This window comes from Thiocapsa marina 5811 (assembly GCF_000223985.1).
Taxonomy (GTDB): Bacteria; Pseudomonadota; Gammaproteobacteria; order Chromatiales; family Chromatiaceae; genus Thiocapsa; species Thiocapsa marina.
Genome location: NZ_AFWV01000010.1, coordinates 165,220 through 191,456, shown reverse-complemented (window position 1 = coordinate 191,456; position 26,237 = coordinate 165,220). Strand labels below are relative to the sequence as shown.

24 protein-coding genes are annotated in these 26,237 nt (G+C 65.9%); 15 read left to right on the top strand and 9 right to left on the bottom strand.

Features of this window, described 5'->3' with window-relative positions:
• Nucleotides 1-85 precede the first annotated feature (85 nt).
• A complete protein-coding gene (locus THIMADRAFT_RS15730) occupies nucleotides 86-943 on the bottom strand; it encodes a DUF6920 family protein (protein WP_007194062.1) in 858 nt (285 codons plus the stop codon).
• Nucleotides 944-1,291: 348 nt separating this feature from the next.
• On the opposite strand from THIMADRAFT_RS15730, the gene THIMADRAFT_RS15725 reads away from it, so the two are divergent.
• The 6 genes from THIMADRAFT_RS15725 to THIMADRAFT_RS15695 all read left to right on the top strand — a co-directional run bounded on the left by THIMADRAFT_RS15725 (nucleotide 1,292) and on the right by THIMADRAFT_RS15695 (nucleotide 7,996).
• Entirely contained in the window at nucleotides 1,292-2,227 is a 936-nt protein-coding gene (locus THIMADRAFT_RS15725; protein ID WP_007194061.1) for an ABC transporter ATP-binding protein, read from the top strand.
• The gene (locus tag THIMADRAFT_RS15720) at nucleotides 2,224-2,961 is read left to right on the top strand and encodes an ABC transporter permease (RefSeq protein WP_007194060.1); all 738 of its coding nucleotides are present in this window, start codon (nucleotides 2,224-2,226) and stop codon (nucleotides 2,959-2,961) included. Before THIMADRAFT_RS15725 ends, THIMADRAFT_RS15720 begins: the two co-directional genes overlap by 4 nt.
• Nucleotides 2,958-4,331 (top strand): GldG family protein, encoded by a 1,374-nt coding sequence (locus tag THIMADRAFT_RS15715; RefSeq protein ID WP_007194059.1) that lies wholly within the window; start codon nucleotides 2,958-2,960, stop codon nucleotides 4,329-4,331. The genes THIMADRAFT_RS15720 and THIMADRAFT_RS15715 overlap by 4 nt, the downstream gene beginning before the upstream one ends.
• Complete coding sequence (locus THIMADRAFT_RS24870) at nucleotides 4,328-5,536, top strand: hypothetical protein (protein ID WP_007194058.1); 1,209 nt, start codon at nucleotides 4,328-4,330, stop codon at nucleotides 5,534-5,536. Before THIMADRAFT_RS15715 ends, THIMADRAFT_RS24870 begins: the two co-directional genes overlap by 4 nt.
• On the top strand, nucleotides 5,536-6,363 hold the full coding sequence (mutM, locus tag THIMADRAFT_RS15700) for a bifunctional DNA-formamidopyrimidine glycosylase/DNA-(apurinic or apyrimidinic site) lyase (protein WP_007194057.1): 828 nt from the start codon (nucleotides 5,536-5,538) through the stop codon (nucleotides 6,361-6,363). The genes THIMADRAFT_RS24870 and mutM overlap by 1 nt, the downstream gene beginning before the upstream one ends.
• Nucleotides 6,364-6,451: 88 nt before the next feature.
• A complete protein-coding gene (locus THIMADRAFT_RS15695) occupies nucleotides 6,452-7,996 on the top strand; it encodes a mechanosensitive ion channel family protein (protein ID WP_007194056.1) in 1,545 nt (514 codons plus the stop codon).
• A gap of 117 nt (nucleotides 7,997-8,113) precedes the next feature.
• Here the strand turns inward: THIMADRAFT_RS15695 and THIMADRAFT_RS15690 are convergent, their stop codons facing one another.
• Together THIMADRAFT_RS15690 and THIMADRAFT_RS15685 are read right to left on the bottom strand one after the other, a co-directional pair.
• Entirely contained in the window at nucleotides 8,114-8,767 is a 654-nt protein-coding gene (locus tag THIMADRAFT_RS15690) for a response regulator (RefSeq protein WP_139052858.1), read from the bottom strand.
• Between the two features lie 5 nt (nucleotides 8,768-8,772).
• Complete coding sequence (locus THIMADRAFT_RS15685; RefSeq protein ID WP_007194054.1) at nucleotides 8,773-9,021, bottom strand: hypothetical protein; 249 nt, start codon at nucleotides 9,019-9,021, stop codon at nucleotides 8,773-8,775.
• An 89-nt stretch (nucleotides 9,022-9,110) separates the two neighbouring features.
• Between THIMADRAFT_RS15685 and THIMADRAFT_RS15680 the strand changes: the two genes are divergently transcribed.
• A complete protein-coding gene (locus tag THIMADRAFT_RS15680; RefSeq protein WP_007194053.1) occupies nucleotides 9,111-9,380 on the top strand; it encodes a GlsB/YeaQ/YmgE family stress response membrane protein in 270 nt (89 codons plus the stop codon).
• Nucleotides 9,381-9,411: 31 nt separating this feature from the next.
• On the opposite strand, the gene THIMADRAFT_RS15675 is transcribed toward THIMADRAFT_RS15680, so the two are convergent.
• The 4 genes from THIMADRAFT_RS15675 to THIMADRAFT_RS15660 all read right to left on the bottom strand — a co-directional run bounded on the left by THIMADRAFT_RS15675 (nucleotide 9,412) and on the right by THIMADRAFT_RS15660 (nucleotide 12,455).
• Nucleotides 9,412-10,083, bottom strand: a complete 672-nt coding sequence (locus THIMADRAFT_RS15675) for a hypothetical protein (RefSeq protein WP_007194052.1) — start codon at nucleotides 10,081-10,083, stop codon at nucleotides 9,412-9,414.
• Nucleotides 10,084-10,222: 139 nt separating this feature from the next.
• Nucleotides 10,223-10,597: a hypothetical protein gene (locus THIMADRAFT_RS15670; protein ID WP_007194051.1), complete on the bottom strand. Its 375-nt coding sequence runs from the start codon at nucleotides 10,595-10,597 to the stop codon at nucleotides 10,223-10,225.
• A 107-nt stretch (nucleotides 10,598-10,704) separates the two neighbouring features.
• Nucleotides 10,705-11,187, bottom strand: coding sequence for a hypothetical protein (locus tag THIMADRAFT_RS15665; RefSeq protein ID WP_007194050.1), 483 nt, complete (start codon nucleotides 11,185-11,187; stop codon nucleotides 10,705-10,707).
• A 455-nt stretch (nucleotides 11,188-11,642) separates the two neighbouring features.
• Nucleotides 11,643-12,455, bottom strand: a complete 813-nt coding sequence (locus THIMADRAFT_RS15660; RefSeq protein WP_007194049.1) for a response regulator transcription factor — start codon at nucleotides 12,453-12,455, stop codon at nucleotides 11,643-11,645.
• Between the two features lie 289 nt (nucleotides 12,456-12,744).
• Between THIMADRAFT_RS15660 and THIMADRAFT_RS24865 the strand changes: the two genes are divergently transcribed.
• The 6 genes from THIMADRAFT_RS24865 (at nucleotide 12,745) to THIMADRAFT_RS15630 (ending at nucleotide 20,019) form a co-directional block, all read left to right on the top strand.
• Nucleotides 12,745-17,655, top strand: coding sequence for a transporter substrate-binding domain-containing protein (locus THIMADRAFT_RS24865; RefSeq protein WP_050799591.1), 4,911 nt, complete (start codon nucleotides 12,745-12,747; stop codon nucleotides 17,653-17,655).
• 241 nt (nucleotides 17,656-17,896) lie between these two features.
• Entirely contained in the window at nucleotides 17,897-18,196 is a 300-nt protein-coding gene (locus tag THIMADRAFT_RS15650) for a sll1863 family stress response protein (RefSeq protein ID WP_007194047.1), read from the top strand.
• Between the two features lie 37 nt (nucleotides 18,197-18,233).
• On the top strand, nucleotides 18,234-18,467 hold the full coding sequence (locus THIMADRAFT_RS15645; protein WP_007194046.1) for a hypothetical protein: 234 nt from the start codon (nucleotides 18,234-18,236) through the stop codon (nucleotides 18,465-18,467).
• A 3-nt stretch (nucleotides 18,468-18,470) separates the two neighbouring features.
• Nucleotides 18,471-18,869, top strand: a complete 399-nt coding sequence (locus tag THIMADRAFT_RS15640; protein WP_007194045.1) for a hypothetical protein — start codon at nucleotides 18,471-18,473, stop codon at nucleotides 18,867-18,869.
• A gap of 139 nt (nucleotides 18,870-19,008) precedes the next feature.
• The gene (locus THIMADRAFT_RS15635) at nucleotides 19,009-19,410 is read left to right on the top strand and encodes a hypothetical protein (RefSeq protein WP_007194044.1); all 402 of its coding nucleotides are present in this window, start codon (nucleotides 19,009-19,011) and stop codon (nucleotides 19,408-19,410) included.
• Nucleotides 19,411-19,602: 192 nt separating this feature from the next.
• Entirely contained in the window at nucleotides 19,603-20,019 is a 417-nt protein-coding gene (locus THIMADRAFT_RS15630; protein ID WP_007194043.1) for a hypothetical protein, read from the top strand.
• Nucleotides 20,020-20,331: 312 nt separating this feature from the next.
• Here THIMADRAFT_RS15630 and THIMADRAFT_RS15625 read toward each other — a convergent pair whose 3' ends face one another.
• On the bottom strand, nucleotides 20,332-20,790 hold the full coding sequence (locus THIMADRAFT_RS15625) for a hypothetical protein (protein ID WP_007194042.1): 459 nt from the start codon (nucleotides 20,788-20,790) through the stop codon (nucleotides 20,332-20,334).
• Nucleotides 20,787-21,470 carry a hypothetical protein gene (locus tag THIMADRAFT_RS15620; RefSeq protein WP_050799590.1) on the bottom strand — a complete coding sequence of 228 codons (684 nt, stop codon included), beginning with the start codon at nucleotides 21,468-21,470 and terminating at the stop codon, nucleotides 20,787-20,789. Before THIMADRAFT_RS15620 ends, THIMADRAFT_RS15625 begins: the two co-directional genes overlap by 4 nt.
• Nucleotides 21,471-22,014: 544 nt before the next feature.
• Between THIMADRAFT_RS15620 and lysM the strand changes: the two genes are divergently transcribed.
• A complete protein-coding gene (gene lysM / locus THIMADRAFT_RS15615; protein ID WP_007194040.1) occupies nucleotides 22,015-22,452 on the top strand; it encodes a peptidoglycan-binding protein LysM in 438 nt (145 codons plus the stop codon).
• Between the two features lie 101 nt (nucleotides 22,453-22,553).
• Nucleotides 22,554-26,126: a choice-of-anchor Q domain-containing protein gene (locus THIMADRAFT_RS15610; protein WP_007194039.1), complete on the top strand. Its 3,573-nt coding sequence runs from the start codon at nucleotides 22,554-22,556 to the stop codon at nucleotides 26,124-26,126.
• Nucleotides 26,127-26,237: the final 111 nt, after the last annotated feature.

The following is a 26,237-nucleotide window of genomic DNA, read 5'->3' as shown; positions in this document are numbered from 1 at the left end:
TCTCGGGCTACGATCGCCGATCATAGCGATGCCATCGGCCGGGGTGTGTCCGCGGCAAAGCCACGGTTCCGGCGGTTCCGGCGGTTCAGGCGGAGAACTTGTACATGATGTCGATGACACGACCGCGCCAGTAGGGCGTGCGCCCCTCCGGCAGGATCCAGGCGACCTCGGCCCGCAGCGGGATCCGCATCTCGCTGCGTTCCTTGTAGTCCGAGAAGCTGCCCTCCCAGGGTGTTTGGACCATCTTCCCGTCCAGCGCACGGTAACGCCCGCTCGCGCGCACGCCGCCGATCAGGCCGGCCTCGTCGAAGTCGAAGACAAGCGATACGCTCAGATCGCCGTCGGCGAGCGTGGCCTGTGCGGAGCGATCGTCGATCGGCTCCCAAACCACGCCTTGGCTGGGCAGGAGCTTCGTCGGGTACAGAGGTGCCTCGGCGAGGAAACGCATCAGCTCGGCATGTGTCAGCTCCGGGCTGCTCGGGACCTTCACGACCGGGAAGAGACCGAAGAGCGCGGCCTTCAGCATGCCCGTGCCGGCGATATAGGCATCGAGCACGAAGATCTTCGTTGCCGGGGCGATGCGCACCCGGGCGTCCCAATGGAATCCGGGACTCTGCATGACCACCGATTGGGTCGCCGTTGCAGGGGACCATTTGCCCCGCGCGCGTCCGAGGTCGATCTCTCCCTCGAGCCCCAGCTCGGCTGCGGAGATGATGGGTTGGCCATCCTTCAAGCTCACGAGGAAGTAGCGTTGAACGGGCTCGGGCAGTCCCTCCAACTCGCTCGAATCATAGGTGTTCGGGATGATCCTGCCCCGTCCGTTCTCCAAGCGCGTTTGCAGCCGGCTCGTGCCGGCTTGCCAGCGCGTGACCCCGAAGAGCAGAACGGCGATGGGCATGATGATGAGTGCGAGCAACAACAGGAAAACCAGGTTCAGCCACATGTTCGATTCTCTGCTCCGGGGGGCTGCTAAACCGCGCCCAACGCGGCATGCGATGTTTTTGGATGGGATGGGCCCCGGCAGGCTTGACGACCGCTGGAGCCGGTCCTGTTTAAGGTATTAAAAAATAGATTATTTCAAACCGCATCCTCGCTTAGGGCCGTGGATGCACCAAACGTCGAGCGCACTCGAAAATTCAGCATCTCGCTCCGGATGCGGTTTAAGGTGGGGCCCGCTCGGGTCGAGGACAGAACGATTCCCGGACATTATTCAAGGTGACTGTCGATCCGTCCACCGCCCGATAGGGAGCGGTTTGGCAATGCCGCACGCACAGGGTATCGTTCCCGCGTCATGGACACACTCGCCCGCGTCACCGATCTCAGCCGTCGCTTCGGAGCCCGCCGGGCCTTGTGCTGCCTCGATTTCGAGCTGAGACGGGGCGAGGTGTTGGGGCTTCTCGGGCCGAACGGGGCCGGCAAGACGACCTGTCTGCGCCTGCTCAGCGGGACACTTGCGCCCAGCGGGGGCCGGGTCGAGATCCTGGACATCGACCTTGCGCGGCACCCGGTCGCGGCCAAGCGGCATCTGGGTTATCTGCCCGAGCGCCCGCCGCTCTATCCGGAGCTGCGGGTCGACGAGTATCTGGGCCACTGCGCCCGGTTGCATCGCGTGCCGCGCGTGGACTTTGCCGATGCTGTGGATCGGGCGAAACAGCGCTGCGGGCTCGACGCGGTCGGTCGCACACTCATCGCCAAACTCTCCAAGGGTTTTCGCCAGCGGCTCGGGATCGCCCAAGCGATCCTGCACCGTCCGAAGCTTCTGATCCTCGACGAGCCGACGGAGGGACTCGATCCGGTGCAGATCCGCGAGGTCCGTGGCCTGATCCGCGACCTGTCGCGCGACTGCGGGATCATCCTCTCGAGCCATATCCTGTCGGAGGTCCAAGCGGTCTGCGATCGTGTCCTGGTACTGCATCAGGGCCGGATGCTGCGCAGCGACCGGTTCGGGGTGCTCGGTCCGACCGCGCTCTGGCGGGTGCGTCTGCGCCCGCGGGGCGATTCCGGTGCCTGTTCGGGGGCCGAGCGACTCGAGCGTCTGGCCTGCGTCGAGGCTGCCGTTGTTTTGGGCGAAGACCGATTTCGGGTGATCCTGACCGAGGGCGCCGAGTCCGCCGATCTGTCCCGCCAGATCCTCGGCGCCGGGTTGGACCTCTGCGAGCTGGGTCCGGAGCGCCCGGACCTCGAGCGCGTCTTCTTCGATCTGATCGGCGCGGGAGGCACGGCATGATCGGCGTGATCGCGGGCCGCGAGCTGCGCAGCGCGCTGGTGTCGCCCTTGCCCTGGATCCTGCTCGGCGGGGGGCAGGTCGTGCTTGCCTGGATCTTTCTGAAGGTGGTCGACGACTTCACGGGGCTTGGGGCCGACGAGCGGGTCGCAAGTCTGACGCTGGAGCTTGCCCTGAACCTCTTCGGATTCGCCGCCGTGATCCTCATGCTCGCGGTGCCCCTGATGGCGATGCGGATGCTGAGCGGGGAGTTTCGCGACGGCAGCTTCGAGCTGGTGGCCGCCGCGCCGGTGCGTATCGGCGAGCTCGTGACGGGGAAGTTTCTCGCGCTGACGATCCTGATGACGCCGCTGTGTCTGCTGCCGGTCCTCAACATCGCGCTGCTCGCCGGCAGCGCCGAGCTTGATCCGGGCCAGATCGCCGCCGCGACACTCGGCCTCTGGCTGGTCGGCATGATGTTCTGTGCCGTCGCGCTCTATGCCTCTAGCCTGAGCGCTCAAACGGGTGCATCCGTGATTGCCGCCTTCTCGATCCTGCTGGTCTTCTCCGTCGTCGGTCGGGTCGAGACGCTGGGTGCGCATGCTCTCTCGCTGTTCGGCTGGCTCTCTTGGAACGAGCACCTCTTGTGGTTTTTACTCGGGGCGGTACGTTTGAGCGATCTGGTCTATCTGCTCGGGTTCACGGCTTTCTTTTTAGCCCTGACCCACCGCCGACTCGCGAACCGGGTCCTGCAGTGAAGCGCATCCTGACCCTTGTGACGACACGGCTTCGCCGCCTCGAGCGCCCGCTTGCAGATGCGCTGTTTCTCATGCTTCTGCTGTCCATGCTGATCGCGGGCGGCTGGTTGGTCGCCCGTCATGACCGTTATTGGGATTGGACCGCCGACGGCGGCAACAGTCTCACGCCCGAGAGCTTGGCCATCCTCGCTCGGCTCGACGGCCCGCTGCGTGCGACCGTCTTTGCCGATCCGGCGAGCCCGCTGGGCAAGGGGATCGAGCGGCTGCTCGCACGCTACCGACAGGCGCAGCCCGGCATGCGGATCGAGGTCGTGGACCCGCAGCTCTTTCCGGAACGCGCCCGCGATGCCGAAGTGACGCTGATCGGACAGATCCTGCTCGATTATCGCGGGCGACGCGAGACCGTTGCCGAGGCGGGCGAGCGGGCGATCAGCGCCGCCATCGCCCGGCTCGGTGCGAGCCGCGTCCCCTGGGTGGCCGTGATCGAGGGTCACGGCGAGCGCGCCATCCAGGGCGAGGCGGGCGCGGATCTCGGCCGTCTGGGCGGGGAGTTGTCCGAGCGCGGATTCCTGGCACGCCCGCTCGATCTCGGCCGGGTCGAAGAGGTGCCGATCAACACCCGGATCCTGGTGCTTTCCACGCCGCGCATTTCGCTCTTTCCGGGCGTGGTCGAGCGCCTGATCGCGTATCTGGATCGGGGCGGCAATCTGCTCTGGCTGCTCGACCCCGGACCGCTCAACGGGCTCGAGCCCTTGGCCGCGTATCTGGGTCTGACGATCCTGCCCGGAACGGTCGTCGACGCGGACGCCGCCGCCTTGGGTGTCGCGACACCGGCCGTCGCGGTTATCGCCGAGTATCCGGATCACCCGCTCTCGGCCGATCTCGAGGTCCCGGCCCTGCTGCCCGGCAGCATCGCCTTCGCAACCGAGCTCGCACCCGGATGGATTCTCGATTCCTATCTGGCGACCGGCGCGCGCAGCTGGAACGAAACCGGTCGGCTCGACGGCCTGATCGACCGCGACGAGGTCGTCGGCGAGCAGTCCGGTCCGCTCCCTGTCGTCTTGGCCCTGAGTCGTCCGGTGCCGGAAAATGGCCGCGAGCAGCGTGTCCTGGTGGTCGGAGACGGCGACTTCGCGAGCAACGCCCAGATCGGAGCCTACGGGAATCGGGCGCTCGCGCTTGCCCTGCTGACTTGGCTGAGCGATCCCGGCGACCTCACGGTGCTTCCGCCCGACCCGCGCGAGCCGGTTGCGCTCGTCCTGGACGAGCAGCAACGGGTCCGGGTCGGCCTTGGATCCCTGGCCCTCTTGCCTGCGCTCTTCCTGGTGATCGGGCTCGGCATCCGTTGGCTGCGCTGGAGGGAGTCATGAGATCGCGCTGGATCCTCAACCTGATTCTGATCCTCGTCCTCTCGGCACTCGTCTGGGGGATCCGTCACGAGCTCGCCGTTACGCGTACCCCGCCGACATTGGCCGGCTCGGGTACGCCCGAGCCCCACCTGATCGAGATCGTCCGGGAGGGCGAGCCGACCATCGCGCTCGAGCGCCTCGTCTCCGGTTGGCGGATGCGCTCTCCGTGGGACGTGGATGCAGACCCGGACCGCGTCGCCGCCTTGCTGGCGATCCGCGACGCGCCGCTCCTGCGCAGCGTTCCGGCGCAGGCCGCCGCGCTCGACGAGCTGGGTCTGGACCCGGTCAAGCTGCGTCTGCGTCTGGACGCGACCGAGATCGCGATGGGCGGTCTGGACCCGATCGCGCAATGGCGCTATGTCGCGAGCGACGACCTGGTCCACCTCATCCCGGACCGCTTCCAGCATATGCTGATCGCGCCGCCGCTCGACGCTGTCGCACGCGCGCCGATCCCGCGCGATCTCGTGCCGGTGTTTGCCACACGCAACAGCGTCCCGCTGAGCGGCGGGACCTTGACTCGGCTCGCGGGCCTGGTCGCCGAACGGGTCGAGCCCTTGATCGGCGAGCCGACCGGTGCGCTGCTCGAGGTGAGCGCATCGGACGGGGCGCGGGTGCGCTATCGGGTGTCGGAGGACGGTCGACGTTGGACGCGACCGGATCTGATGCTGACCTACGTGCTCGGCGATGCCCCCGAGCTGATCGAGGATCCCCGCGCGATCGACCCGACGCCGCCGGGCGCGGTTGCGCCGCCCTTTGCTGGCTTGGACGTTGGCTCGGACGTCGCCCCGGATGCCGCGCCGAGCGACGCCGCTTGGCCGGAATCCGCCGCGTATCCCGGCTCGGACGTCTTCGCCCCGGATCCAGCCCCGCCACCCCCGGGGGATTCCGAGTGGCGCGAATCCCCCGGCACACTGGATTCACTGATGGACCCGGACGCCCCCCTCTCCGGCGAGCTCCCGCTCGGCTCGCCGCCGGAGGTCCGGCTGCGCCCGCATGACATGATTCGCGAGGAGGTGCTGACGCGGGACGGTGTCGGGCAGGGCGGTTTCGGGGTCGAGACGGGGCGAGAGCTCCCCGAGGGCTTCGGTCTGGATCCCTTCGCCCCGGATTCTGCCGATACGGGTCCCGTGCCCGAGGATCCCGCGCCGCAAAGGGGTCAACCCTGATGCCCGAGTTGCCGGAGGTCGAGACCACGCTCCGGGGTATCCGTCCCTATCTGGACGGCGCGCGCGTGGAGCGTCTGATCGTGCGGGACCCGAGGCTGCGCCGCCCGATCCCCCCCGAGACTGCGGAGCGCGTGGCGGGCCAAGCCGTGCGGTCCCTGTCGCGTCGCAGCAAATATCTTTTGATCGGCTTGGATCAGGGTAGTCTCCTCATCCATCTGGGCATGTCCGGAAGCCTGCGGGTGGTTCCGGCGGACAGTGCGCCGAAGAAGCACGACCATCTCGACTTGGTGCTGACCGACGGGCGTTGTCTGCGGTTTCACGACCCGCGTCGTTTCGGACTTTTTCTGTGGCTCCCGGAGACGCCCGAGCTTGCCGAGCGATGCCACCCGTTGCTGCGCGACCTGGGGCCCGAGCCTCTGGGGACGGCGTTCGACGGGGACCACCTCCACCGTTTGGGTCGACAACGTCGGGTCGCCGTGAAAATCTTTCTGATGGATGCATCCGTCGTCGTCGGGGTCGGGAACATCTATGCCAACGAGTCGCTCTTTCTGGCCGGCATCCATCCGGCACGCGCCTGCCATCGGATCGGCCTCGAGCGCTACCGCCGTCTTGCCGAGGTGATCCGCGGCGTGCTCGAGGCATCCATCACGCAGGGCGGCACCACCCTGCGCGACTTCGTCCAGGAGGACGGCAACCCCGGCTATTTCGCCCAGTCGCTGCGGGTCTACGGCCGCACCGGCGAGCCCTGCATCGCCTGCGGCGCGCCTCTACGCCTGCGGCGCATCGGACAACGCTCGAGCTTCTATTGCGTGCACTGTCAACACTGACCCGAGCCAGGCGACGAGGCGGGGCACGCATTCGAACCTCTCGGCCCGGCGCCGAGCGTCGGTTGCGCGCAGACCGCCCGGAGAAACGATGATCCTATTCGAACGACTGGCTCAACTGCATTGGCCCGTTTTACTGGGTGTGACGTTTGTGCTCATGCTCTGGCGCCTCGGCTCGGGGCCGCTCCAGGGGCGCCGACTGGGCAAACGCTTTCCGATCACACTCGCCGTCGGTGATCTGCTCTTGTGGCCTGCCTTGGTGCTCGTGGCGGGGAGTCTGATCCTGCAGCTCACGCCCTGGATCGGGCTCGAAGAGGGTAATGCCGGGGTCCGGACCGGGACCTTGATCGTCTGCTATCTGGTCGCCAGTTGGCTGCTGGCTCGCCTGATCGAGGTGATGATCCTGCGCAAGGCCGACGACGCCCTGCCCGAGCGCGTGCCCAAGCTCGTCGTCGGCTTGATCTATGGCGCGCTCATGTTCGTGGGGATTGCGATCTTGATGTGGGAGCGCGGCTATTCCTTTACCGGGATATGGCTCTCCACCGGCGTTGCCGCAGCGGTGCTCGGTCTTGCGCTCCAGCGCACACTCGGGGATCTCTTCTCCGGGATCGCACTCGGCATCGAGCGGCCCTTCAAGATGGGTGATTGGGTGGAGCTGCGCGACGGCACCGTCGGGCAGGTGATTGACCTGAACTGGCGCGCCACTCGCCTGCGGGGTTGGGACAACGCCACCCATGTCATTCCGAATTCAAAGATGGCCGGCGAGCCGCTGAAGAATCTACACGATGACCAGCATCTCTTTGCGCCCTGGTATTTCGTTCGGATCCCGGCCGAGGTCGATCCGCGCTTTGCCACGGCACTGATTCTCGACGCGGCCTTGCGATGCGAAAGCATTCTGAAGTTCCCGCATCCGATCGTTCGTCTCGCGGATGCGACGACCATCCCGTATCAGTACATGGTGTGGGTCCATTTGAAGAACTATCCCGCGGTGTTTCGCGGTCGCGAGGAGCTGTTCCGCGAGATTCATTGGGCCATGCAACGCGCCGGGATCAGCATCGCGCCGGAGGTCCATGAGCTGCATACGCGTCGAGCCGCCGTGGTCCAGGCCGAGCCGCCGACGATCTTGCTCGCGCTCAAGGGCTTGGATGTGGCGGGCTTGCTCACGCAGGAGGAGCTCGAGCAGGTCGCTGCGCGCAGTGTCTACTCTCACTTCGACAGCGGGCATGTCATCCTCGTCGAAGGCGCGCCGAGCGATGCCTTTTACGTGATCGTCGGTGGACTCGTGGAGGCCGCCATCACGCTGCCGGATCGCACCCGCAAGGTGACCGAGGTGCTCGGCCCGGGCCACCATCTGGGGATCACATCCATGTTGACCGACGAGCCCTCCTTCCTGGAGCTGCGGGCCAAGAGCGATGTGACCCTGATCCGGATCGACCTGGATTGCCTGCGGTCTTTGCTGGCCAAACGCCCGGAACTGGCCGAGCGTCTCGCCCGCATCGTCAAGGAACGCGTCGACGCCGCGGATGCGGCCAGGGCTGCGAGCCGCCAGCCGGTCGGGCGCCTGAGCCTGCGCGATATCCGCCAGCGCATCGAAGGGCTCATGGCCCGCCAATCACGCTTTACGCGGCGACCCTGAGCCGCGCCCGGTGCGGTACGCGATGTCCTTGGATGGGATCGGCGCCGGCAGACTTGACGACCGTTGGAGCCGGCACGGAAAAGATGGGTTTCGCTGCGCTCTACCCATCCTGCGCGCTCAACCTCGGACGATCCCCGCCCGAATCGCGTACTTCACCAAACCGGCCAGGGTCTCGATACGGAGCTTGTGGCCGATGCGGCTGCGGTAGGTCTCGACCGTTTTGGGGCTGATCCCCATGTCCGTGGCGATATCTCTGGTGCGCCGACCCTCGGCGAGAAGACGCAGCACATCGCGCTCCCGGCCGGTGAGCTCGATCTTCTCGGGGTCTGTAGCGCCCGTGTCGGACCGAGCGGTCGGCTCGGCGAGGGCCGGGCTGAGGTAGGTCTCGCCTCGCAACGCCCCGTCGATGGCTGCGAAGAGGTCCGTGGCCGCATTGCTCTTTAGCACATAGGCCAGGGCTCCGGCTTCGAACATGCCACGCCGAGACATGGCGTCGCCGAACATGGACAGGGCAACGATCCGTATGGCCGGCGCCGCCTCGTGGATGGCTGCAGCTGCTTCGGTGCCCGACATCCGGGGCATGGCCACGTCCAGGAGCACCACGTCCGGCTGCAGCCGGGCAGCCAGCTCCACGGCCTCTCGGCCATCGGCCGCCTCCGCCACCACGGTCCAGTCGGTGCGGTGTCGCAGCAACGCCGCAAGTCCCTCGCGGACCAGGGTGTGGTCGTCGCACAGTAGTATGGTCGCGGGCATGGCTGGGATGATTGCCACGTGAGTCAGCGTTCCCCGATCCTAACCGCTTTCGGGCTCCATCGGAATCCACAACCGGACCCGCGCCCCTGGGTGCATTGATAGACCCGGAATTGGCGCGCCAACTCCACCAGCTCGGGCACCTGCGGCCTCGACGCGAGCGCGGTCAGTGCGCCCATGACCAGATTCGGGGCCACGGTCCCGGCGAGGCCAAGTGCGACGCTCTGCGTCGACCCGAGGCGGTGCAGGTCGGGGTTTGCTCCGGTTTTAACCATGGCGTCGCAACCTGAATCGTATGCCCCGCGCGGATTCGGTAACATGCTCGAACGGCTCGCGCACCGCTCGATGAGTCAAGGAGCTTATCTTGAACGTCACCAGTCTCGTCGTCGGCCTGTTGATCGCATTCCTGCTCATCGGCGCCTTCGCCGGCGTGGTCGCCGGACGGCTTATGCCCGGGAGCGGCCCGGGCCTGGCGGGCCGAGTGGCAGTCGGCATCTTGGGCGCCTTCGGCGGCGGGTTTCTCTTCGGCCTTGTCCCCGTGGACCTCGAAGTCGGTTTGGTCGGAGCCCCGATCACGGCCGCCATCGGCGCCGCACTCTTCCTATTCGCCGTCGCCAGGATCAAGAAACACTGATCCGAGCTCGAAGTCCGTAGATAGGGCGCCCTCACCCGCCCTCGATGGCCGACAGCGGTACCTCGTAGACCTCGCCGTTGTCGCGGGTGACGGTCCAGAGGTCACCGTTCAACTTGGCCGTCACGTCGCCTACGGTGGCGTTGACGGCATCGGTCTTGAAGTTGACCGTAAACTCCGCTCGGTGCGGGCTCTGGATCACGATCGACGCCTGCCCACCGTCCATCCGCAGGATCCCCGCCGGGCAATTTCCGAACTCCGTGTCGCCCGCAGTCTTGCACCGCAGCAGCGTGGTGGCGTCGTACTCGCCACCTTCATATTTGGTGGCGAAGGGCGCGGTGGCGTTGTCCGCCGCGGCGCCCGCACTCGCGGCGTTGTCCCAGTAGACGAAGACGCTCTGTGTCGGAAAGCGGAAGATCAGCCCCGCCTCGCCGAGCCCACTCTGGCGATAGACCGCGCGCCCGTCCTGGTCGCGGAAGTTGCCCGGCCTGTCGCCGACCGGCGAGAGTTCATAGGTTACGCCGTCCTCGCGGGTAATGGTGATGTAGCCCTGCCGCTGGCCGAAGGTGCAGGGCACCATCGTCTGCATCTTGTCCGAGCCCTTCGGGTAGATCTCGCAGCGGGCCTGCGTCGAGTCCGCGGCGGACGGCAGCGCCCAGCCCATCGAGAGGGCGGCCATCAGGACCGCCGACGCTTTCTGCTTCATCGTCTTCAAGACCTCCGATCAATGCTGCGATGTCGGTACTCCCAACGTTCCGGCGACCCGGGCAAGCGGGCGCCGCCCTGATCGTCCGATGCGGGTGCCGGGCGCGGCGTCATTCGCGGCGCTGAATGCACGCGAGGGTTCACCCGAACACCGCAAAACCCTGATCGATGCGCTCCAGGATCCCATAGGTCATGGCGCCGAGCACCGCGCCGAGAAAGGCGCCTCCAGCGATAAGGTATGCCAGAAGCCGGCTGAGATGGGCTGCCAGCTCCTGCGCTGTCTCGGCATCGTCCACGTCCGCCGCCCTTGCCGCAATACCGGCGACGTGCCGCCGTATGCCGAAGAGCAGGACGCCCGCGCCCAGGAAGACGGTGCCCACAGCGAGGTGGATGCCGAGGAATTCGGTGTTCCCCGGGGCGCGATCCGGAATGAAGAAGCTGGCAACGACGAGCACGCCCGCGGCGCTCGAGAGGAGCGCCGCGCAGAGATAGACGAGCCTGAAGGCGACGACCATTGTTCACGCCGGCGCGCCGCGAGATTCGCGGCGTATCCCTGTCCGTGGAGACCTGCGCCGGCAGCGCGAGCCGGAATCGGCGCGGCGGCCGCCATGCCGGCGGGCGCTCAACGGCAGTTCGGATGCGTGCCGATGTCGTTCGCGCTCTCAACGCGGCCGTTGGCGTTGGTCAGCTGCACACATTGCTGGGTCTTGGCGTTGTAGTAGATGCCGTAGAGCGCATTGCCTTGCGAAATGGTGTCGACGTTCGTGAAACCTCTCGAGGTCATCACGTCGAAGGCCTTGATCGAGTCCATGCCCTTCAGATCCGAGATTTTGGCCTTGGATGCCCCGCTCGTCGTGGCGGGGGCATGCTTTGCCGAAGGCGCCCCCGATTTCTGACCATCCTCGGCGGCGCGACAGCCCTTCTTGTAGGACTCGCCGTGCTGGTTCTGGTCGTAGCGGCCCTGGAGGCAGTCGTTGTAGCCGCGCTGGTATTCCCGCTCCGAGGCCGTGGAGGCAAAAGCGGCGGGGGTGGCGGCGATGAGGACGGCGACGAGGCCGAGCAACACGAGAAGAGAGCCCCTTTTGAGCGCGGTATTCGGATTCATCTGCGTCTCCAAAGCTGATCGTTTCGGATTGGTCGCCCCGGCCTCTCCCTGACTATCGGCGACCTCAAGCGAAGCGTTGCCTAGAAGCAAAGCAACGCGTCGCATTGCATGAACGTTCCGGCAGTCGCGGGCCATATAAGCCCTTGGGACGGCGTCGATCACGGCGGCAAATTCTGCATCAGGTTTCCGTGAAAGACAGCCGCTTGCGGCCAAGCAGTTCGGCAAACCAAACAATCTGTTTGGCCAGCCAACTTTTGGTGGCCCGTGGCTCGGGACGGGAGCCCCTGTGGGATCGGGTGAATGCCAGGCGGCCGCGAGCCCGCGGAGGCGGCAGGTAACGGCGGGGCGGACTTCGCCCGCGCGGGTGCGGAAGGGGACGAAGATGGTCCGGTTGGCGACACGTGAAACGCCATCGGGCGCGCTCGCGCTGAAAGGCCGCGGGCGCCAGACTGCTGCTAACCGTGCCCCTTGCGGTACTCCCGCGGCGTCATGCCGAAGCGGTGCCGGAAGGCAGTGGCGAAGTCGCCGGGCCGCTTGAAGCCGATCGCGTCGGCGATCTGCTGGATCGGCCGGTCCGTGGTGGTCAGGAGCTCCTGGGCACGGACCAGCCGCTGCTCGCGCAGGTACTCGAAGGTGCTCATGCCGAGGTGGGTCTGGAACTCGCGGCCGAGGCGCACCTGGTTGGTGCCGACGCAGTGCGCCAACTCGGTGAGCGAGGGCGGGTCGGCCATCTCGTCGAGCAGGATGTCGATGGCGCGATAGACGAGACGCAAGCCGGGCTGATCCGCATCCCGAGGATGCGCGTGCTCGCGGCCGGCGGGGGTCGCCTGCAACTCGCCGGGCGGCTCGACCTGCTCGGCCATGCGCGCGAACAGGTGGCGCTGTTGCAGGTGCGCGCTGACTCGCGCCAGCACCTCGCGATGGTCGAAGGGCTTGGTGATGTAGTCCACGCAGCCGGCCTCGAAGCCTTGGAGCTTCTCCGCCGTGTCGCACAGCGCGGTGAGAAAGATCACCGGGATGGCGCGGGTCGTCGCGTCCGCCTTCAGACGCCGGCAGGTCTCGTAGCCGTCCCAGCCGGGCATCCGGATGTCCAGCAGGATCAGGTCGGGGAGGCCCCGCTCGGCCTTGCGCAGACCATCGGCCCCGTCGCGGGCGATCAGGGTCTCGAAGCCGAGGGCATTCAGCTCGGCGACGATGGCGCGGATCTGGACGGGCTCGTCGTCGATGATGAGGATCGTTGCCGAGCGCTGCTGGGTTTCGGGTGACATTCGGTGCTCGTTCTGATTGGGCGTACAATCGTCCTCGCCGCACCGGAGCGTCGTCAATTCGCGGCGGCCACGCCTCTCGGGAAATATTAAGCCGATGCGCACCACCTTGAATATCCACGACGTGGCCCTGACGGCAGTGAGAGATCGCGCGCTGCCGGCCAACACGGCCGGCGCGATGAGCTGAGCCTGCCGCGAATAGCGTCAACCGACGACCGTTACCACCGGGAACCGCGACGAACAAAGCGACGACGTGTACCCCGCAAAAGTCCTTTCGATACTGCTGATACTGTTGTGTTGGCTGCCCACATTCCAGGCCGTCGCGGGCCAGGGTGTCGAGCTGACCCCGGCGGAGCGCGACTGGCTGGACGCCAACCCCCGTATCCTGCTCGGCAGCGACGCCGGCTGGCGCCCCTTCGTCTGGCGCGAGAATGATGGGAGCGCCGCCGGCATCGAGGCCGATTTGATCGCGCGCATCAACGGCTTGACCGGGGCCAATATCCAGCTGGTCTTGGGCGAGTGGGCCGACATGGTGGTACGCGCCGAGGCTGGCGAGCTGCAAGGCCTGGCGGCCTCCGCCCGCCATGCCGAGCGAGCGAAGCGCTTCCTGTTCAGCGCGAGTCCCTACAGCACGCACAAGTTCATCTTCACGCGCCCGGGCCGCCCCATCGCGTCGATGGATGACCTCTCGGGGCAGCGCGTCGGCGTGCTGCGCGGCAACCTGTCCGACCTGAAGCTACTCGACGCCTGGCCGGCCATCGTGCAGGTGGGGTTCGACAGCCCCTTAGCGCTGGCGGTCGCGGTGCAGAATGGCGAGGTGGATGCGGCCATCTCCAGCGCCAACCTGCAGTGGATCGCGACCGAGAACATGCTGCCGGACCTGCACCTCGGGTTTGCGGTGCCCGGCAGCAAGCTCGACCTGCGCTATTCCATCCTCAAACAGCACGCCCCGCTGCTCGGCATCATCGACAAGGCGCTGAAGGCCATCGACCCGGTCGAGATGATGGAGATCCTGCGCAAGTGGGGCAACAAGGAACAGCCCAACATCACCCTCAGCGCGGATGAGCGCGCCTGGCTCGCGGAGAAGCACAGCGTCCGCGTGCGTATCGGCGAGCACCCACCATGGGAGATCAACAAGCCCGGCGCCGATGGCATGGCGGTCGACTACCTGCGGCTCATCGCCGAGCTGTTCGACATCGATTTCCGATTCATTCCCGCCGATGACTCCTGGGCCGAGGGGTTCGAGGACATGGCCGGGGCGCACCGTCACTACGATCTGCTACCGGCCGCGAAACGGACCGACGAACGTTTGGCGACACTGGCCATGAGCGAGGACTACCTGTCCTCGCCCTGGACGATCTTCACCCGCAGGGACACACGGGACATTCACACGCTGAACGACCTGCGTGGAAGGACAGTCGCCGTCGAGCGTGGCTATGTCATGCACGGCCTGTTGGAAAGCGCCGAACCCGCCATCGACTTGTCCGTCCAGGACAGTACCAAAGACGCGCTGCTGGTGGTGTCGACCGGCGCTGCCGATGCCTATGTCGGCAACCTTCTGGTCACCGATTACCTGATGCAAGCTCAAGGCATCACGAATCTTAGGATCGCCGGCCCCACCCCCTTCGGCGAGCACAAGCAGGCGATGGTCACGCGCAAGGAATGGGCCCCGCTGATTTCGCTCATCGACAAGGGACTGAACGCCATCACGGCTGACCAGCACATCGCCATTCGTCAGCACTGGCTGACCTCGGCGGCCTACGGCGGGATACAGGCACCGCTGGATCTCAACGACGAAGAACGTGCCTGGATCGCGGCCAATCCGACCATCCGGGTCGGTGCCTACCCGCTGCCGCCCTACATCCAGGAGCAGAACGGCCGGGTGGACGGTTATCTGGTCGAGCTGATGCGGGACATCGCGGCACGCGCCGGCCTGCGCCCCGAGTTTCGCGTCCTGACGCTGGCGCAAGTGACGGAAGGCACCGAACGGGGCGCGCTCGATGTCACCCTGGCGGTGAATCCCACCCCGGAGCGTGCGCGTGTCCTGTTTTTCTCCCAAGGCAGCGCCGAGTTCACCCTCAGCATCTTCGCCCGTAAAGAGGTTCGGGATATCAAAGACGTGGAATCCCTGGCCGGCAAGGTCCTGGCGACCTATCCCGGATATTCCTGGAATGCGCGGTTTCCCGAGTATCTGCCGGAGACGCGGATGATCACCGCGACCGACGCCGAAGGGATGTTCCGCCTGGTCGCGACCGGCCAGGCGGACGCCGCTATCAGCGAGACAGAGTCCGGCAAGGCCGTGCTGCGCCGCGCGCTCCTCACCGATGTCGAACCCAAGGCGATTGCCGTGTTCGATGGCCAACGCAGCCGTCGCGGGCACTATTTCGGGGTCAGCAGGCAAGCGCCGCTGCTGGCGTCCGTTCTCGACAAGTCCTTCGCGGCGATGCCGGAAGCCGAAAAGCAGCGCATCTGGGAGCGCTGGTTTGCGCGGAAGACGGGCATTGGCGACGTCGATCTCGACGCCGCGGAGCGCGCCTACCTGGATGCGACGGTCTTCCGCCGCGCCCTCGCCTCGGCGTGGATCCCGTTCGACTTTGCCGCTGCCGACGGCGCGCCGACGGGTGTGGCCGAGGACTACTGGCGGCTGATCCGGGACAAGCTCGGCCTGCGCGAGGCCGGCGCCGAGCGGCAACCCTTCAGCGACATCCTGGCGGCCATGGAGCGGGGCGACATCGACCTCTATGCCGCCACGACGCGCACCGCGGACCGCGAGCGCTTCGCACTGTTCTCCGACCCCTACGAGCGCTATCCCATCGCCGTCGCCGGCGCGGCGGATGCAGGCATCTACGCCGGCACCGCGTCCTTGGACGGGCGGCGCGTCGCCGTGGGCCGGGACTACAGCGCCCACCTCCTGCTGAAGGCCCAGTCCCCGGGGATCGACTTCGTGCTGGTGGATGACACGCGCGCGGCCCTGGAGGCGGTCGCGGCAGGCCGAGCCGAGGCCGCGGTCGACATCTTGCCGGTGCTGCATCAGCAGATCGAGGGCTTCCCGCCGGGGCGGGTGAAGCTCATCGGGGTCACGGACGTGCAATTCCAGCTCGAGGTCATGGTGAGCAGGCGCAACGCCGCCTTGCTGCCGCTGATCAATCGCGCCATCGCCGCGATTACCCCGGAGGAGCGCGCCGCGATTCACAACACGTGGCTGCTGCGCGACCTGGTCACCGCCCCTGACTACAGGCTACTGTGGCAGGTGTTCGCAGCGGCGCTGCTGATCTTCGCGACCATGCTGTATTGGAACCACCGCCTGCATCGCGAGGTGGGGCGGCGCAAACAGGCGGAGACCGAGTTGCTGCACGCCAAGGACAGTGCCGACCGAGCCAACCGGGCCAAGGGGGTCTTCCTGGCCAATATGAGCCATGAGATCCGCACCCCCCTGAACGCCGTCATCGGTTTCACCCGCCTGTCCATGGAGACCCACCCCGCGCCGGTTCTGCGCGAGTACCTGCGCAAGATCGATCTCTCGGCCCACACCCTGCTGGCGCTGATCAACGACATCCTCGACCTGTCCCGCATCGAGGCCGACAAGCTGCACCCGCGGTGCGAGCCGTTGGAGCTCGACGCGATCTTCGCGCGGATACGGGCGATCGTGGAACAGCAGGCCACCGACGAGGGGCTTGAGCTACGCATCGAGGGGCCGGCGGAGCCAGTCGGCACGCTGCTCGGCGATGAGCTGCGCCTCACCCAGGTGCTGTTGAACCTGCTCGGCAACGCGGTCAAGTTCACCGTCCGGGGCACGGTGACGCTGGCGGCGTGGGTGGAGGACGAGAACGAGGCCGAGCTGCGACTGACGTTCAGGGTCGCCGACACCGGTATCGGCATCCCCGAGGCGCGCCGTGCCGAGCTGTTCGAGGCCTTCACCCAGCTCGACAACGGGACCATCCGCAGCCACGGCGGCAGCGGCCTGGGACTCGCCATCAGCGCGCGCCTGGTCGCCCTGATGGGCGGCCGGTTGGAGGTGGAGTCCGTCGAGGGCAAGGGCAGCCGCTTCTGGTTCAGCCTGGCATTCCCCAGGGCCGTGGAGGCGGCCGCGGAGGCGGCGCCGGTGCCGGCGCCGTTGACACTGGGGGGTATCCGGGTGCTGGTGGCCGAGGACGACCCGGTCAACCAGGTGCTGGTCCATGATCTGCTGAGCAGGCGCGGCATGGAGGTCACCTTGGCCGCCACCGGTGCCGCAGCGGTCGATGCGGCGGCTCGCGGTGACTTCGACATCGTGCTCATGGACGTCCGCATGCCGGAGATGGACGGACTGGAGGCATGTCGTCGCATCCGCGCGCTGCCGAACGGGAGGTTACCCATCATCGCGCTGACGGCCAATGCGTTCGTCGGGGAGCGCGAGCGTTGTCTGGCCGCGGGCATGGACGGCTACCTCACCAAGCCGCTGGAACCGCAAACCCTCTATGCCGAGCTGTGCCACCGGCTGCGGCCCGCGACCGAAGCGATCGAGGTCCCGCGACGGGCGTCTGCCGCGCTCGCCGAAGCGCCGACGCTGCCCGGTTTCGATGCGGCCAACGTGCAGCGCTGGCTGGACTTGGCCCCGGACGCCTGGCGCAGCATGGTACGGGCCTTCCTCGCAGAGTACCCCGAGGCGGCAACCGCCATCGGAACCGCCTTGGACGCCGGGGATCGGGCGCGGGCCGGCGAGCTTCTTCATCGCCTCCGCGGGGCCGCGGGAGCGATTGGCGCGGAGGACCTGACCGCGGCGGCCGAGCGCCTGGAGCGGGCGGTCGCAAGCGACGGCCCCGTCGATGCCGACTCGAGGGCCTGCTTCTTTGCCAGTGCGGAGGCCGCCCTCGCGGTGCTCTCTCAGCTGCAGACGCCGTCGGAAATGCAGACATCCGCCGGGGCCGCTGAACCGGGGTGTGCGGAACGGCGCCGGCGCGTCGGCGAGCTGGAGGCACTGCTGGAGGCGGGCAATACCCGCGCGCTCGACCACTTGCCCTGGCTGGAGCGCTGGGCCGAGACGCAAGGGCCCGGGGAGGCTCGGGAGCTGCTGCGGCAGATCGAGGGGCTGGACTTCCCGGCGGCCCTGGAGATCCTGCGCGGGCTGGGAGAGCGTGTTTTCACCAATCCTCGACAACAGCGGTGGCGCCAAGTGGAAGATCCAGCGAGGATTCATCTGAGAAAAGGTCGCGGAGCAACGTGAGCGACAACAGGTGTCGACGGCGTGGACAAGCTTTGCAGGCCGTTTCGCAGGTGTTACAAGCGAGGCGATGACAAGTCTGGTGAGAGTCGCGGACGGGAACAGGCCGAGGTTTTTCCGTCAGGAGTTTCCCGACAGACAGGCCGTTCGTCATGGTCTACCCTCACTCGGTTCGTGTCCGAGCGACATGATCATTGCGTCACACTGTTTGCGAATCCGAACCTCGATCACGGGAGTACCGACGATGCAGACGAAAGACGAGTACGTGGCGAAACTCAAGGCGCAGCTCGATGAGTGGGAGTCGGATCTGGCTCAATTGCGCGATAAGGCGTCGGATGCCTCGGATGACGTCAAGGAGAAGGTCGATCATCAGATCGCCGAGTTGAAGCTGAAGTGGGACGAGCTCGCCGTGCGTCGCGACCGGATCGCGGACGCCGCCGACGACAAATGGGAGGCGCTCAAGGACGAGGCGGAAGAGACGTGGGCGCAGGTAAAAGTCGGCGTCAAGGACTCGATCGACCGCATCAAATCGATGTTCAGTTGAGCTGTCCATTGCGGCGCGCCCCGCTGCGAGGAGGGTCGTGCCGGGGCTCGCCGCTCTTGATCCAACGCGGCAACAACAGGGATTCGTGCGCATCGCGCTCGACGACGGGACTGAGTACGGGCTGGAGCCCGCCGGCAGTCAGCCCGGGAACTTCCGCGATACCGTTCGCAACGTGCCCGTGTATCGCACGTCCGGCCTCGGCGACAAGGGCGTGATCTTCGACTTCCCGGCCCAGGCCATAAGCGTCTACCACTCAGCTATAGGAGTCTGATTCTTGAACCACAGCATCCGCAGCGGCGCGCTCGGAGCCGCCGCGTCCTGCCTCGTCGTCTCGCTCGCCGGCTGCGTGGAGGAGCCAAGCGTGAAGCCGGACATGGGCCCATCGACGTACGATGCCTCCGGAACCATGCCCTGTTCCGCCGGCGCCCCGACCTTCGATCAGGCCTGCGGCTGGCGCGTCGTCCGCAAGCCCGGCGGCGGCGCCGAGATCTGGATCTCCAACATCGCCGTGCGCGACCGTCCCGCCTACCGCGTGCTGACCTTCTCGCAGGGCGAATTCAGCGCCCGCGACGGTGCCCCGCTGCGGGTCACGAAGGACGCAGACCAGTGGACGGTCACCGCCAACGACCAAGAGCATTATCGCTTCGCCGACGCGCTGATCACCGGCGGATGATTCCCTGCGGCTGATCCCGGGCAGCGAAGCGCGCTCGGTCTATCCGCCTCCCGGCGAGGCAACCGCGGCTCGGGATCGGTTCTGCCGAGAGGCGACGACGCGATCCGCGGGCCATTCATCCAATCGGAGGGTTCAAGACATGAAAAACCTGCTCATGGCGCTCGGCGTCGCCCTGCTGGTCAGCGCCGCGGCAGCGGCCGACGACACCCGGACCGAGCGCGTCCAGTTCAAGAAGGGCGCAACCAGCGCAACGGTGGAGGACACCATCAAGGGCTACCAGAGCGTGGACTATGTCCTGGGTGCACGGGCAGGCCAGTCCATGAACGTCAGCATGGCCACCGACAATTCGGCCAATTACTTCAACATCCTGGCACCCGGAAAAAACGACGAGGCGATGTTCATCGGCTCCACATCGGGCAACCAATTCGAGGGTATCCTGCCCGCGAACGGAGATTACAAGATCCGTGTCTACCTCATGCGCAGCGCCGCACGCCGGGGAGAGGCGGCCAACTATCGGCTGGAGATGATCATCAACGACTGATCCGAACCGGATCCTGGGGCATTCCCGCTGCCGGTCTGCACACCGAGCGCTCGAACGGGATCGGCTCAGGGTCCGGCGATCGCGGACACACATGGCAGTCCGGCTAAGGAGGCTGTGGTCGCGCTTGCACGATGAAGCAGGGCGGCCGCGCAGCGTCATGACTTTACGGATGTTGCCGCGCTTCTTGCCGCCATGACCATCAAAATCCGGGCTCGGACTGCCATCGCCTTCTTCGGGATCTGGATCGGCATCTTGTACGCCGGCTCCGATCATCCGCCCCCAATCGGGTTTTGGTGGCTCGTCGCTCTGGTTTTCGTCTGCGCCGTCGCGGTCTACGTGCGACTGCCGGACTATGCATCCTGGTCCAGCCGGCGGCGCCCGGGACGAGCCCGTCGCGTTCTTCGCGATGGGTTGCTTGCCGGGCTCGTGGTGGGGCTCGTCCCTCTCATGCTTCCTTTCACCGGAGAACCGACGACAGCACCCGCAAGCGTCACCCTGATCTTGATCTGGCTGGCGACTCTGTCGGCACTGGGGATCCTCAACGCGGTCCTTGTCTACGTCATCGCTGTCGTTGTCCCATCCGAATCCCGCGCGATGACCAAACCCTGAACCATCCGAGTGAAGATTCAACACCAAGGTGAACACCTTGAGTCGGGGGTAGGATGGGTAGAGCGCAGCGAAACCCATCTTTTCAGCGGCGCCACCCGGATTGGGCGTCTGAGCGTTGGGGATGGGTGGAGCGCAGCGAAGCCCATCTTTCCGGGGCGCAAATCGGATTGGGGGGATGAGGCGTCTGAGCGGGGTGGATGGGTTTCGCTGCGCTCTACCCATCCTACGTGTTTCGGTTGTTTTTGAATCGTTCGCTGTTGACAGAGCCTATGATGAGTCACTGACCGACGACGCGACTCCGGAACAGCGGATTCAGTCCATCAGGAAGATCAGAAATCCGGTCTCGCCGCTGGCCCCGCGCCGAGCCGCAATCAATAACCCCGACATCGCCGCGCCGTCCCCCAGGTTGAAGACGCGAAGCTCGGTCACCGCCGAGTCGTCGAAGGCGGCGGACAAGGCGGCGCGGGCTGCGTCGGGGCGGTCGTTGGTGTCCAGGATCATGGGCACGGACAGCCGGGCGTCGGGGTCGATGATGGCCCGCAGCTCGGCGGTAATGTCCGGCGTTGTGCCGGCGTTTCTGACGTAGACCTCTCTCCAGGGCCCCATCCACGCCGGCTCGCCGAAGCGGTCCCAGAGCGGCCCCACGAAGGTCTTGTAGGTCGACAGCGCCGCTTGCGTCAGGTCGTCGGTGCTGTGCAAGGTCTCTTGGAACACGGCACTGCCGAAGCCGCTTTGGCTCGGTCCGCCGTAGGCCGCTTCCAACTGGATCATGGGGTGTCCTCCCAAGGCGGGACCTTGAAGGCCCGTGCCGCGTCGGCGCCGCCCGGGGTCATGAAGTCGTGGATCGATTCATCGGTGAAGTACCGCCAAAACCCCTCCGCCAGGGCCGGATCTTGGATCCTGAACGCCCCTTCGGCCCGGCGCTGCTGGAGGAATTCCCGATAGGCGTCCAACGGCTCGGGTCCGAGCTGCTGGTAGATGATGCGGCCCCCGTACTGCGCATGCAGCGCCTTGTTGATCTTCCACTGCCGGATGATTGCGCGCGCCACGTCCCTTCGCATGCCGTCGATCTCGGCGGTTTCCTCCGGCGTCAGCCCCTCTTCCGCGGTCAGTCCCTCGGCTGCCAGACCTTGCCGCAGGTGCTCGACAAAGGTATCGATCTCGGCGGGCTCGGCCTCGATCCCGTGCTCGGCCGCATAACGATCGAACAGCGGTGTGAGGATGGCCTCCTGCAGTGCCTCGGGGTCGGTCGTGTGGACGGCCTCGCCCAAGACGGTGACGGTGGGTGATGCGCCATCGGCCGGCTCTATCTCGGGGATCGAGCTGTCGGTCATTGCGACCGGGAACAAGGGTCCGTTCTCCAACACGGCGCTGCGCACCTCGCTCTCGTGCGCACCCTTCACGACAATGTCGGCGGCTGAGCGGGCGGGTGGCGCCGAGGTCCCTTGCATGACTGCGACTGCTCCACACGGGAGTGTCGCGACCGCGCAGAAGGAAACGACCAAGCGAATGCGCATGAGTTTTGTACTCCGGGCTCGTCGAGGCATGAGGGTCCTTCCGCCGAATAGGGTCGTTTCGAGAAAACCACGCAAGAGATCCTGCCCGGGATGACGGGAGCGATCGGCCTCCTCAGCCTCGGCGCCCTATCGGCCCAAGGAATGGTACTGCCGTTCATAAATGCGGAATTTACGTCGCAAACCCGGACCGCCACAAGTCAGGGCTTCTTCGTCAGATCGCCAAGGCCGCCTGAGCTGCCGTTTCATCGGATGGCAAGACACGGGCGGACTGCTCCCGGAGGGTCGCGTCTGGTCGCGCCCGTCGCCCTTGTCAGGGATTTCCTGACGGACTTTACCCGACAGACAGGGCGGTGTGCTTGTGTCTATCCTTCTCGCCACTTTGAATTGGCCGAGTTTTTCATTCAGGTTCCGGGCGCCGGCTCGGGTTTTCACCAATCCCGGTCGATCAATCACGGCCTGCCACACACCGGAGAACACCATGGGGCTCTTCAACTTTGCGAAAGAGGTCGGCAAGCATCTGTTCGGCAAAGAGGCCGAGGCCAGCGAGAAGATCAAGGAGGAGATCGAACGGGACAACCCGGGGATCAATGACCTGAAGGTCGACTACAAGGACGGCATCGTGTCGCTCAGCGGACACGCGGACAGTCCGGAGGCGATGGAGAAGGCGGTGCTGATGGCCGGCAACGTCAAGGGCGTCGGGGAGGTCAAGGCCGATCAGCTCGAGGCCCCGGCACAGACCGCCAAGGTCGAGTTCTACGTCATCGAGAAGGGCGACACGCTCTCGGCCATCGCCAAACGGTTCTATGACGATGCCAACGCTTATCCACGCATCTTCGAAGCGAACCGCGAGGTGATCAAGGATGCCAATCTGATCTTCCCGGGCCAGAAGATTCGCATCCCCCTGTCGGGCGACTAGCGTCGGCAAGGCAGCAGACCGGCTCGGAGCGGTTTGCCTGTGGCCGACCAGCCAACGCAGCGTCCACGACAGCAACAACAAGCCACAACGAGAACGAACACATGATGCAGTCCCCAACGTGTCCTGCCCAGAGGGTTCAAGCGCCAGAGGTCGCGCCAGCGGCCACACCAAACCGACGCTTTCAGCTCGCCGGCCACGCGCTCGCGCTAGGCTCGCTCCTGCTGCTGGCCTCGGGCGCGTCGCCAGCCTTCGCGGCCTGCGGCGGTGTCACGACGGTTGAGACTGAGACAGAGCTCAACGCCGCCATCGAAACCTTCAACGCGGATACGACGGCGGAGTCCTGCGTCTACACCATCCAGTTGGATTCGGACATCGTCCTTAACGAAAGTACAACGCCCATCCAGAACGTCATCAGCGGCAAGAGCCTGATCATCGAGGGTGGCGGCTTCCAGGTGGACGGGCAGGATGGTGTCAACGTGCAGGGCTTTGACGGCATGCAGCCCTTCGCCATCGAGTCCGGCACGGTCGTGACCATGAACGACCTGACCGTCACCGGCGGCAAGCCGGTCGGCGGTGGTGCGCTCAAGCGCGGCGGTGGCATCCGCAACGAAGGCACCCTGACGCTGAACAGATGCACGGTTGCCGGGAACACCGTGGATCGCAGCGGCGGCGGCATCGCCAACCGAGGCACCCTGGTGATCGATTCGAGCACCATCTCCGGCAACGTTGCCGGAACGACGACCGATGTGTCTGCCCAGGGCGGCGGCATCTATAGCGAAGGCGGCTCGGTGACGATCACCAACAGCACCATCTCGGGCAACGACGCCGACAGCGGGGGGCTCCAAGACTGGGGTGGCGGCATCTTCGCCTCCGGCAGTCTGACGCTGAACAGCGTCACCATCACCGACAATTCCGCGACTGAGGGCAGCGGTATCTACGTCGATACGGTCAACGGCAACCTGACCATCGGCAACACCATCCTCTCCGACAACTTTATTGCTCAGAAGGATTGTTACTTCGATGCCTCCGGCAGCGGTTCGGTGGTGGACCAGGGCTACAACCTCTTCGTCGGCTCGGATGGCTGCGGCTTTGTCAACGGTGACAACAACAATATCCTGTCGGGCGCGAATCTCGAACCCCTCGCCGATAACGGCGGCCCGACCCAGACCCATGCACCTCAGCTGCTGGTCAGCCCCGTCATCGACGCCGGCAGCACCAGCCTGACGGTCGATCAGCGCGGTGCCGCGCGGCCGTCCGGCGCGGCCGACGATATCGGCGCCTACGAAAGCCAGGAGGGATGCGGCGACTCACCCTGGTCCGTGACCAACCAAGTCGAGCTGAGCGCGGCCATCGCCTGCTTCAACACCAAGACCACAGCGGGTACCTACACCATCTCCATCGACCACGGCATCCCGGCGAACCAGAGCACCACGGCCATCAACAACACCACCCCCGGGGTGGAGCTGGTGATCGAAGGCAACGGCAACAGCGGCGATTGGAACGGCAATCTGTACCCCGGCGTGCGGCCCTTCCTGATCGAGGCCGACACCACGGTGACCATCAACGACTTCTTGATCACCGGCGGTAATGTGCTGGGCACGGAGCGCGGCGGCGGTATCCGCAATCTCGGCAACCTGACCATCAACCGATGCAGCATCAGCGGCAACAACAGCGAGCAGGGCGGGGGCGGCATCAATAATGGACCGGGGGCGGTGATGGTGATCAACGACAGCACCATCGCGGGCAATGAGCTCGTCGGCGCCGGTAGTGGCGAGTCGGGCGGCGGCATCCAGAGCGAAGGCAGCCTGACGATCAGCAACAGCACCGTCTCGGGGAATACGAGCAGCTCCAATGGCGGCGGCATCGGCAGCTCAAGCTCGCTCATCCTCGACAGCGTGACCGTCACCGGCAATACCGTGCCCTTCGGCGTCGGCAGCGGCAGCGGCCTGTTGTTGGGAGGGTCTGGCGGCGCCTCGCTCAAGAACAGCATTCTGGCGGGAAACTCGGGTGCTGAAGATTGCGCAGCCTTCCTCTTCGCCCCTTCGGATGCCGGCAACAACCTGGTCCAGACCCAGGCTGGCTGCGACTTCGTCGGAGGCGCCAACGGCAACATCGTCGGCCAGGACCCGCTGCTCGGCGTCCTGCGCAACAACGGCGGCCCAACCCGGACCCACGCCCTGTTGGCTGGCAGTCCCGCCATCGACGCTGGCGACACCGACCTGAACACCGACCAGCGCGGCTATGCGCGCCCGTCCGGCGCGGCCGATGACATTGGTGCCTTCGAAGAGGCTCAGGTTGGCACCATCACCGTCGTCAAGGAGACCCCGGTTCCGTCAACCACCAACTACTTCTTTACGCTGGAAGGCGGCCAGCTCGGGGAGGCCATCGCGTTCTCGGTGGACACGAGCCTGGAGGATCTGGACAGTGATGGCCCCAATGACTATACGGACAGGGCGACATTCGAACTGGAGGCTGGCAACTACACGGTAACCGAGGAAGTGCTCCCAGCACAGGAATTGGGACCGGTCGCTATCGCCTGCGAGGACAACACTGGCCTGCTCGGAAACTTCACTGGCCCGACCGCGGACATTTCACTGGGCGTTTCTCAGGACATCCGCTGTACCTTCACCAATGACAGCATCTATTGGATCAGCGCCACCGCAGAGGGCAGCGGCACAGTGAGCTGCTCGCCGGCCTTCGTCGGACAGGGCGGGAGCAGCACCTGCACCGCCTTGCCGGCTTCGGGCTTCCAGATCAAGGAATGGTCCGGTGCGTGCGCCGGCGCGGGCAGCAGCACCGAGTGTAATCTAAGCAAGATTACTGAAGACCAGGTCTCGGGGGTCGTCTTCGGGCCGAGTTGCAAGGGCTCGATCGACATCGAGAAGACGGTGAAATCCGGCGGCTGTCCGGGCTGCAACGTGACCTTCGAGATCAAGGTCACCAATACCGGGACGTGCGAGCTGACAGACGTGAAAGTCGAAGATCCGCAGGCTCCTGCCTGCAACAAGACCATCGGCTCCCTCCCGGCCGCGGGCAGAAAAACCTACACCTGCACGACGAAGCGCCCGGCAAACAGCGTCAGCGTCATGACCTTCAAAGACACCTTCACCAAACGGCGCTATGACAACAACGACGGGAACGCCAAATGGAAAGGCTCTTGGTACGAGTTCGACAAGGCTAACCCGGCCGGCGCAGGCACCCAGGATCCCCTGAGGGGTAATCTGCTGGTAAGTCACACGGGCGAGCTGTGGCTTGACGACAAGCCGAACACGGGGACCCAACCTTTCGCCGCGCGGGGGGCAGATCTCCGCGGGGCGACGTCCGCCACGCTGACCTTCAACTGGAGGACTTGGTGCGGCATCGATCCCGCCGACAAGGTGGTGGTTGAGGTGCGCCGCGCTGGAGGACGCTTCCGGGTGTTGAAGGCATTCACCGGCTTTGCGGGTTGTAAGAACGGCACCGAGAGCTTCAACATCAGCCGCGAGATCTCCCCGAAAACCCAGGTGCGCTTCCGGGTGGCGAGTGGATTCGGTGAGGAGAACGAGATGTTCAAGGTCGACGACGTGACCGTCATCGCCAGAAAGCCATCCAGCTTCGAGAATACCGCGTGCGTCTCCGGCAACTATGCGGGTGGAACAGCCGACGACTGCAGCACGGTGAAGGTAGGCGAGTAAGCCGCCGATGCCGCGCTGAACGTACCGCCCCAGCACCTTGTGCTGGGCCGTGCGTCGGCCCTCAAGGGGAAGCCCGCAAGGGCTTCCGACGCTTTTTCTTGGGGCACGATC

Excerpts from the sequence above, each read along its gene's own strand:
- mutM (WP_007194057.1), top strand. The coding sequence starts at position 5,536 with ATGCCCGAGTTGCCGGAGGTCGAGACCACGCTCCGGGGTATCCGTCCC.
- THIMADRAFT_RS15730 (WP_007194062.1), bottom strand. The coding sequence starts at position 943 with ATGTGGCTGAACCTGGTTTTCCTGTTGTTGCTCGCACTCATCATCATG.
- lysM (WP_007194040.1), top strand. The coding sequence starts at position 22,015 with ATGGGGCTCTTCAACTTTGCGAAAGAGGTCGGCAAGCATCTGTTCGGC.
- THIMADRAFT_RS15670 (WP_007194051.1), bottom strand. The coding sequence starts at position 10,597 with ATGGTCGTCGCCTTCAGGCTCGTCTATCTCTGCGCGGCGCTCCTCTCG.
- THIMADRAFT_RS15635 (WP_007194044.1), top strand. The coding sequence starts at position 19,009 with ATGAAAAACCTGCTCATGGCGCTCGGCGTCGCCCTGCTGGTCAGCGCC.
- THIMADRAFT_RS15720 (WP_007194060.1), top strand. The coding sequence starts at position 2,224 with ATGATCGGCGTGATCGCGGGCCGCGAGCTGCGCAGCGCGCTGGTGTCG.
- THIMADRAFT_RS15665 (WP_007194050.1), bottom strand. The coding sequence starts at position 11,187 with ATGAATCCGAATACCGCGCTCAAAAGGGGCTCTCTTCTCGTGTTGCTC.
- THIMADRAFT_RS15725 (WP_007194061.1), top strand. The coding sequence starts at position 1,292 with ATGGACACACTCGCCCGCGTCACCGATCTCAGCCGTCGCTTCGGAGCC.
- THIMADRAFT_RS24870 (WP_007194058.1), top strand. The coding sequence starts at position 4,328 with ATGAGATCGCGCTGGATCCTCAACCTGATTCTGATCCTCGTCCTCTCG.
- THIMADRAFT_RS15620 (WP_050799590.1), bottom strand. The coding sequence starts at position 21,470 with ATGCAAGGGACCTCGGCGCCACCCGCCCGCTCAGCCGCCGACATTGTC.
- THIMADRAFT_RS15650 (WP_007194047.1), top strand. The coding sequence starts at position 17,897 with ATGCAGACGAAAGACGAGTACGTGGCGAAACTCAAGGCGCAGCTCGAT.
- THIMADRAFT_RS15675 (WP_007194052.1), bottom strand. The coding sequence starts at position 10,083 with ATGAAGCAGAAAGCGTCGGCGGTCCTGATGGCCGCCCTCTCGATGGGC.
- THIMADRAFT_RS15625 (WP_007194042.1), bottom strand. The coding sequence starts at position 20,790 with ATGATCCAGTTGGAAGCGGCCTACGGCGGACCGAGCCAAAGCGGCTTC.
- THIMADRAFT_RS15660 (WP_007194049.1), bottom strand. The coding sequence starts at position 12,455 with ATGTCACCCGAAACCCAGCAGCGCTCGGCAACGATCCTCATCATCGAC.
- THIMADRAFT_RS15610 (WP_007194039.1), top strand. The coding sequence starts at position 22,554 with ATGATGCAGTCCCCAACGTGTCCTGCCCAGAGGGTTCAAGCGCCAGAG.
- THIMADRAFT_RS15695 (WP_007194056.1), top strand. The coding sequence starts at position 6,452 with ATGATCCTATTCGAACGACTGGCTCAACTGCATTGGCCCGTTTTACTG.
- THIMADRAFT_RS15630 (WP_007194043.1), top strand. The coding sequence starts at position 19,603 with ATGACCATCAAAATCCGGGCTCGGACTGCCATCGCCTTCTTCGGGATC.
- THIMADRAFT_RS15685 (WP_007194054.1), bottom strand. The coding sequence starts at position 9,021 with ATGGTTAAAACCGGAGCAAACCCCGACCTGCACCGCCTCGGGTCGACG.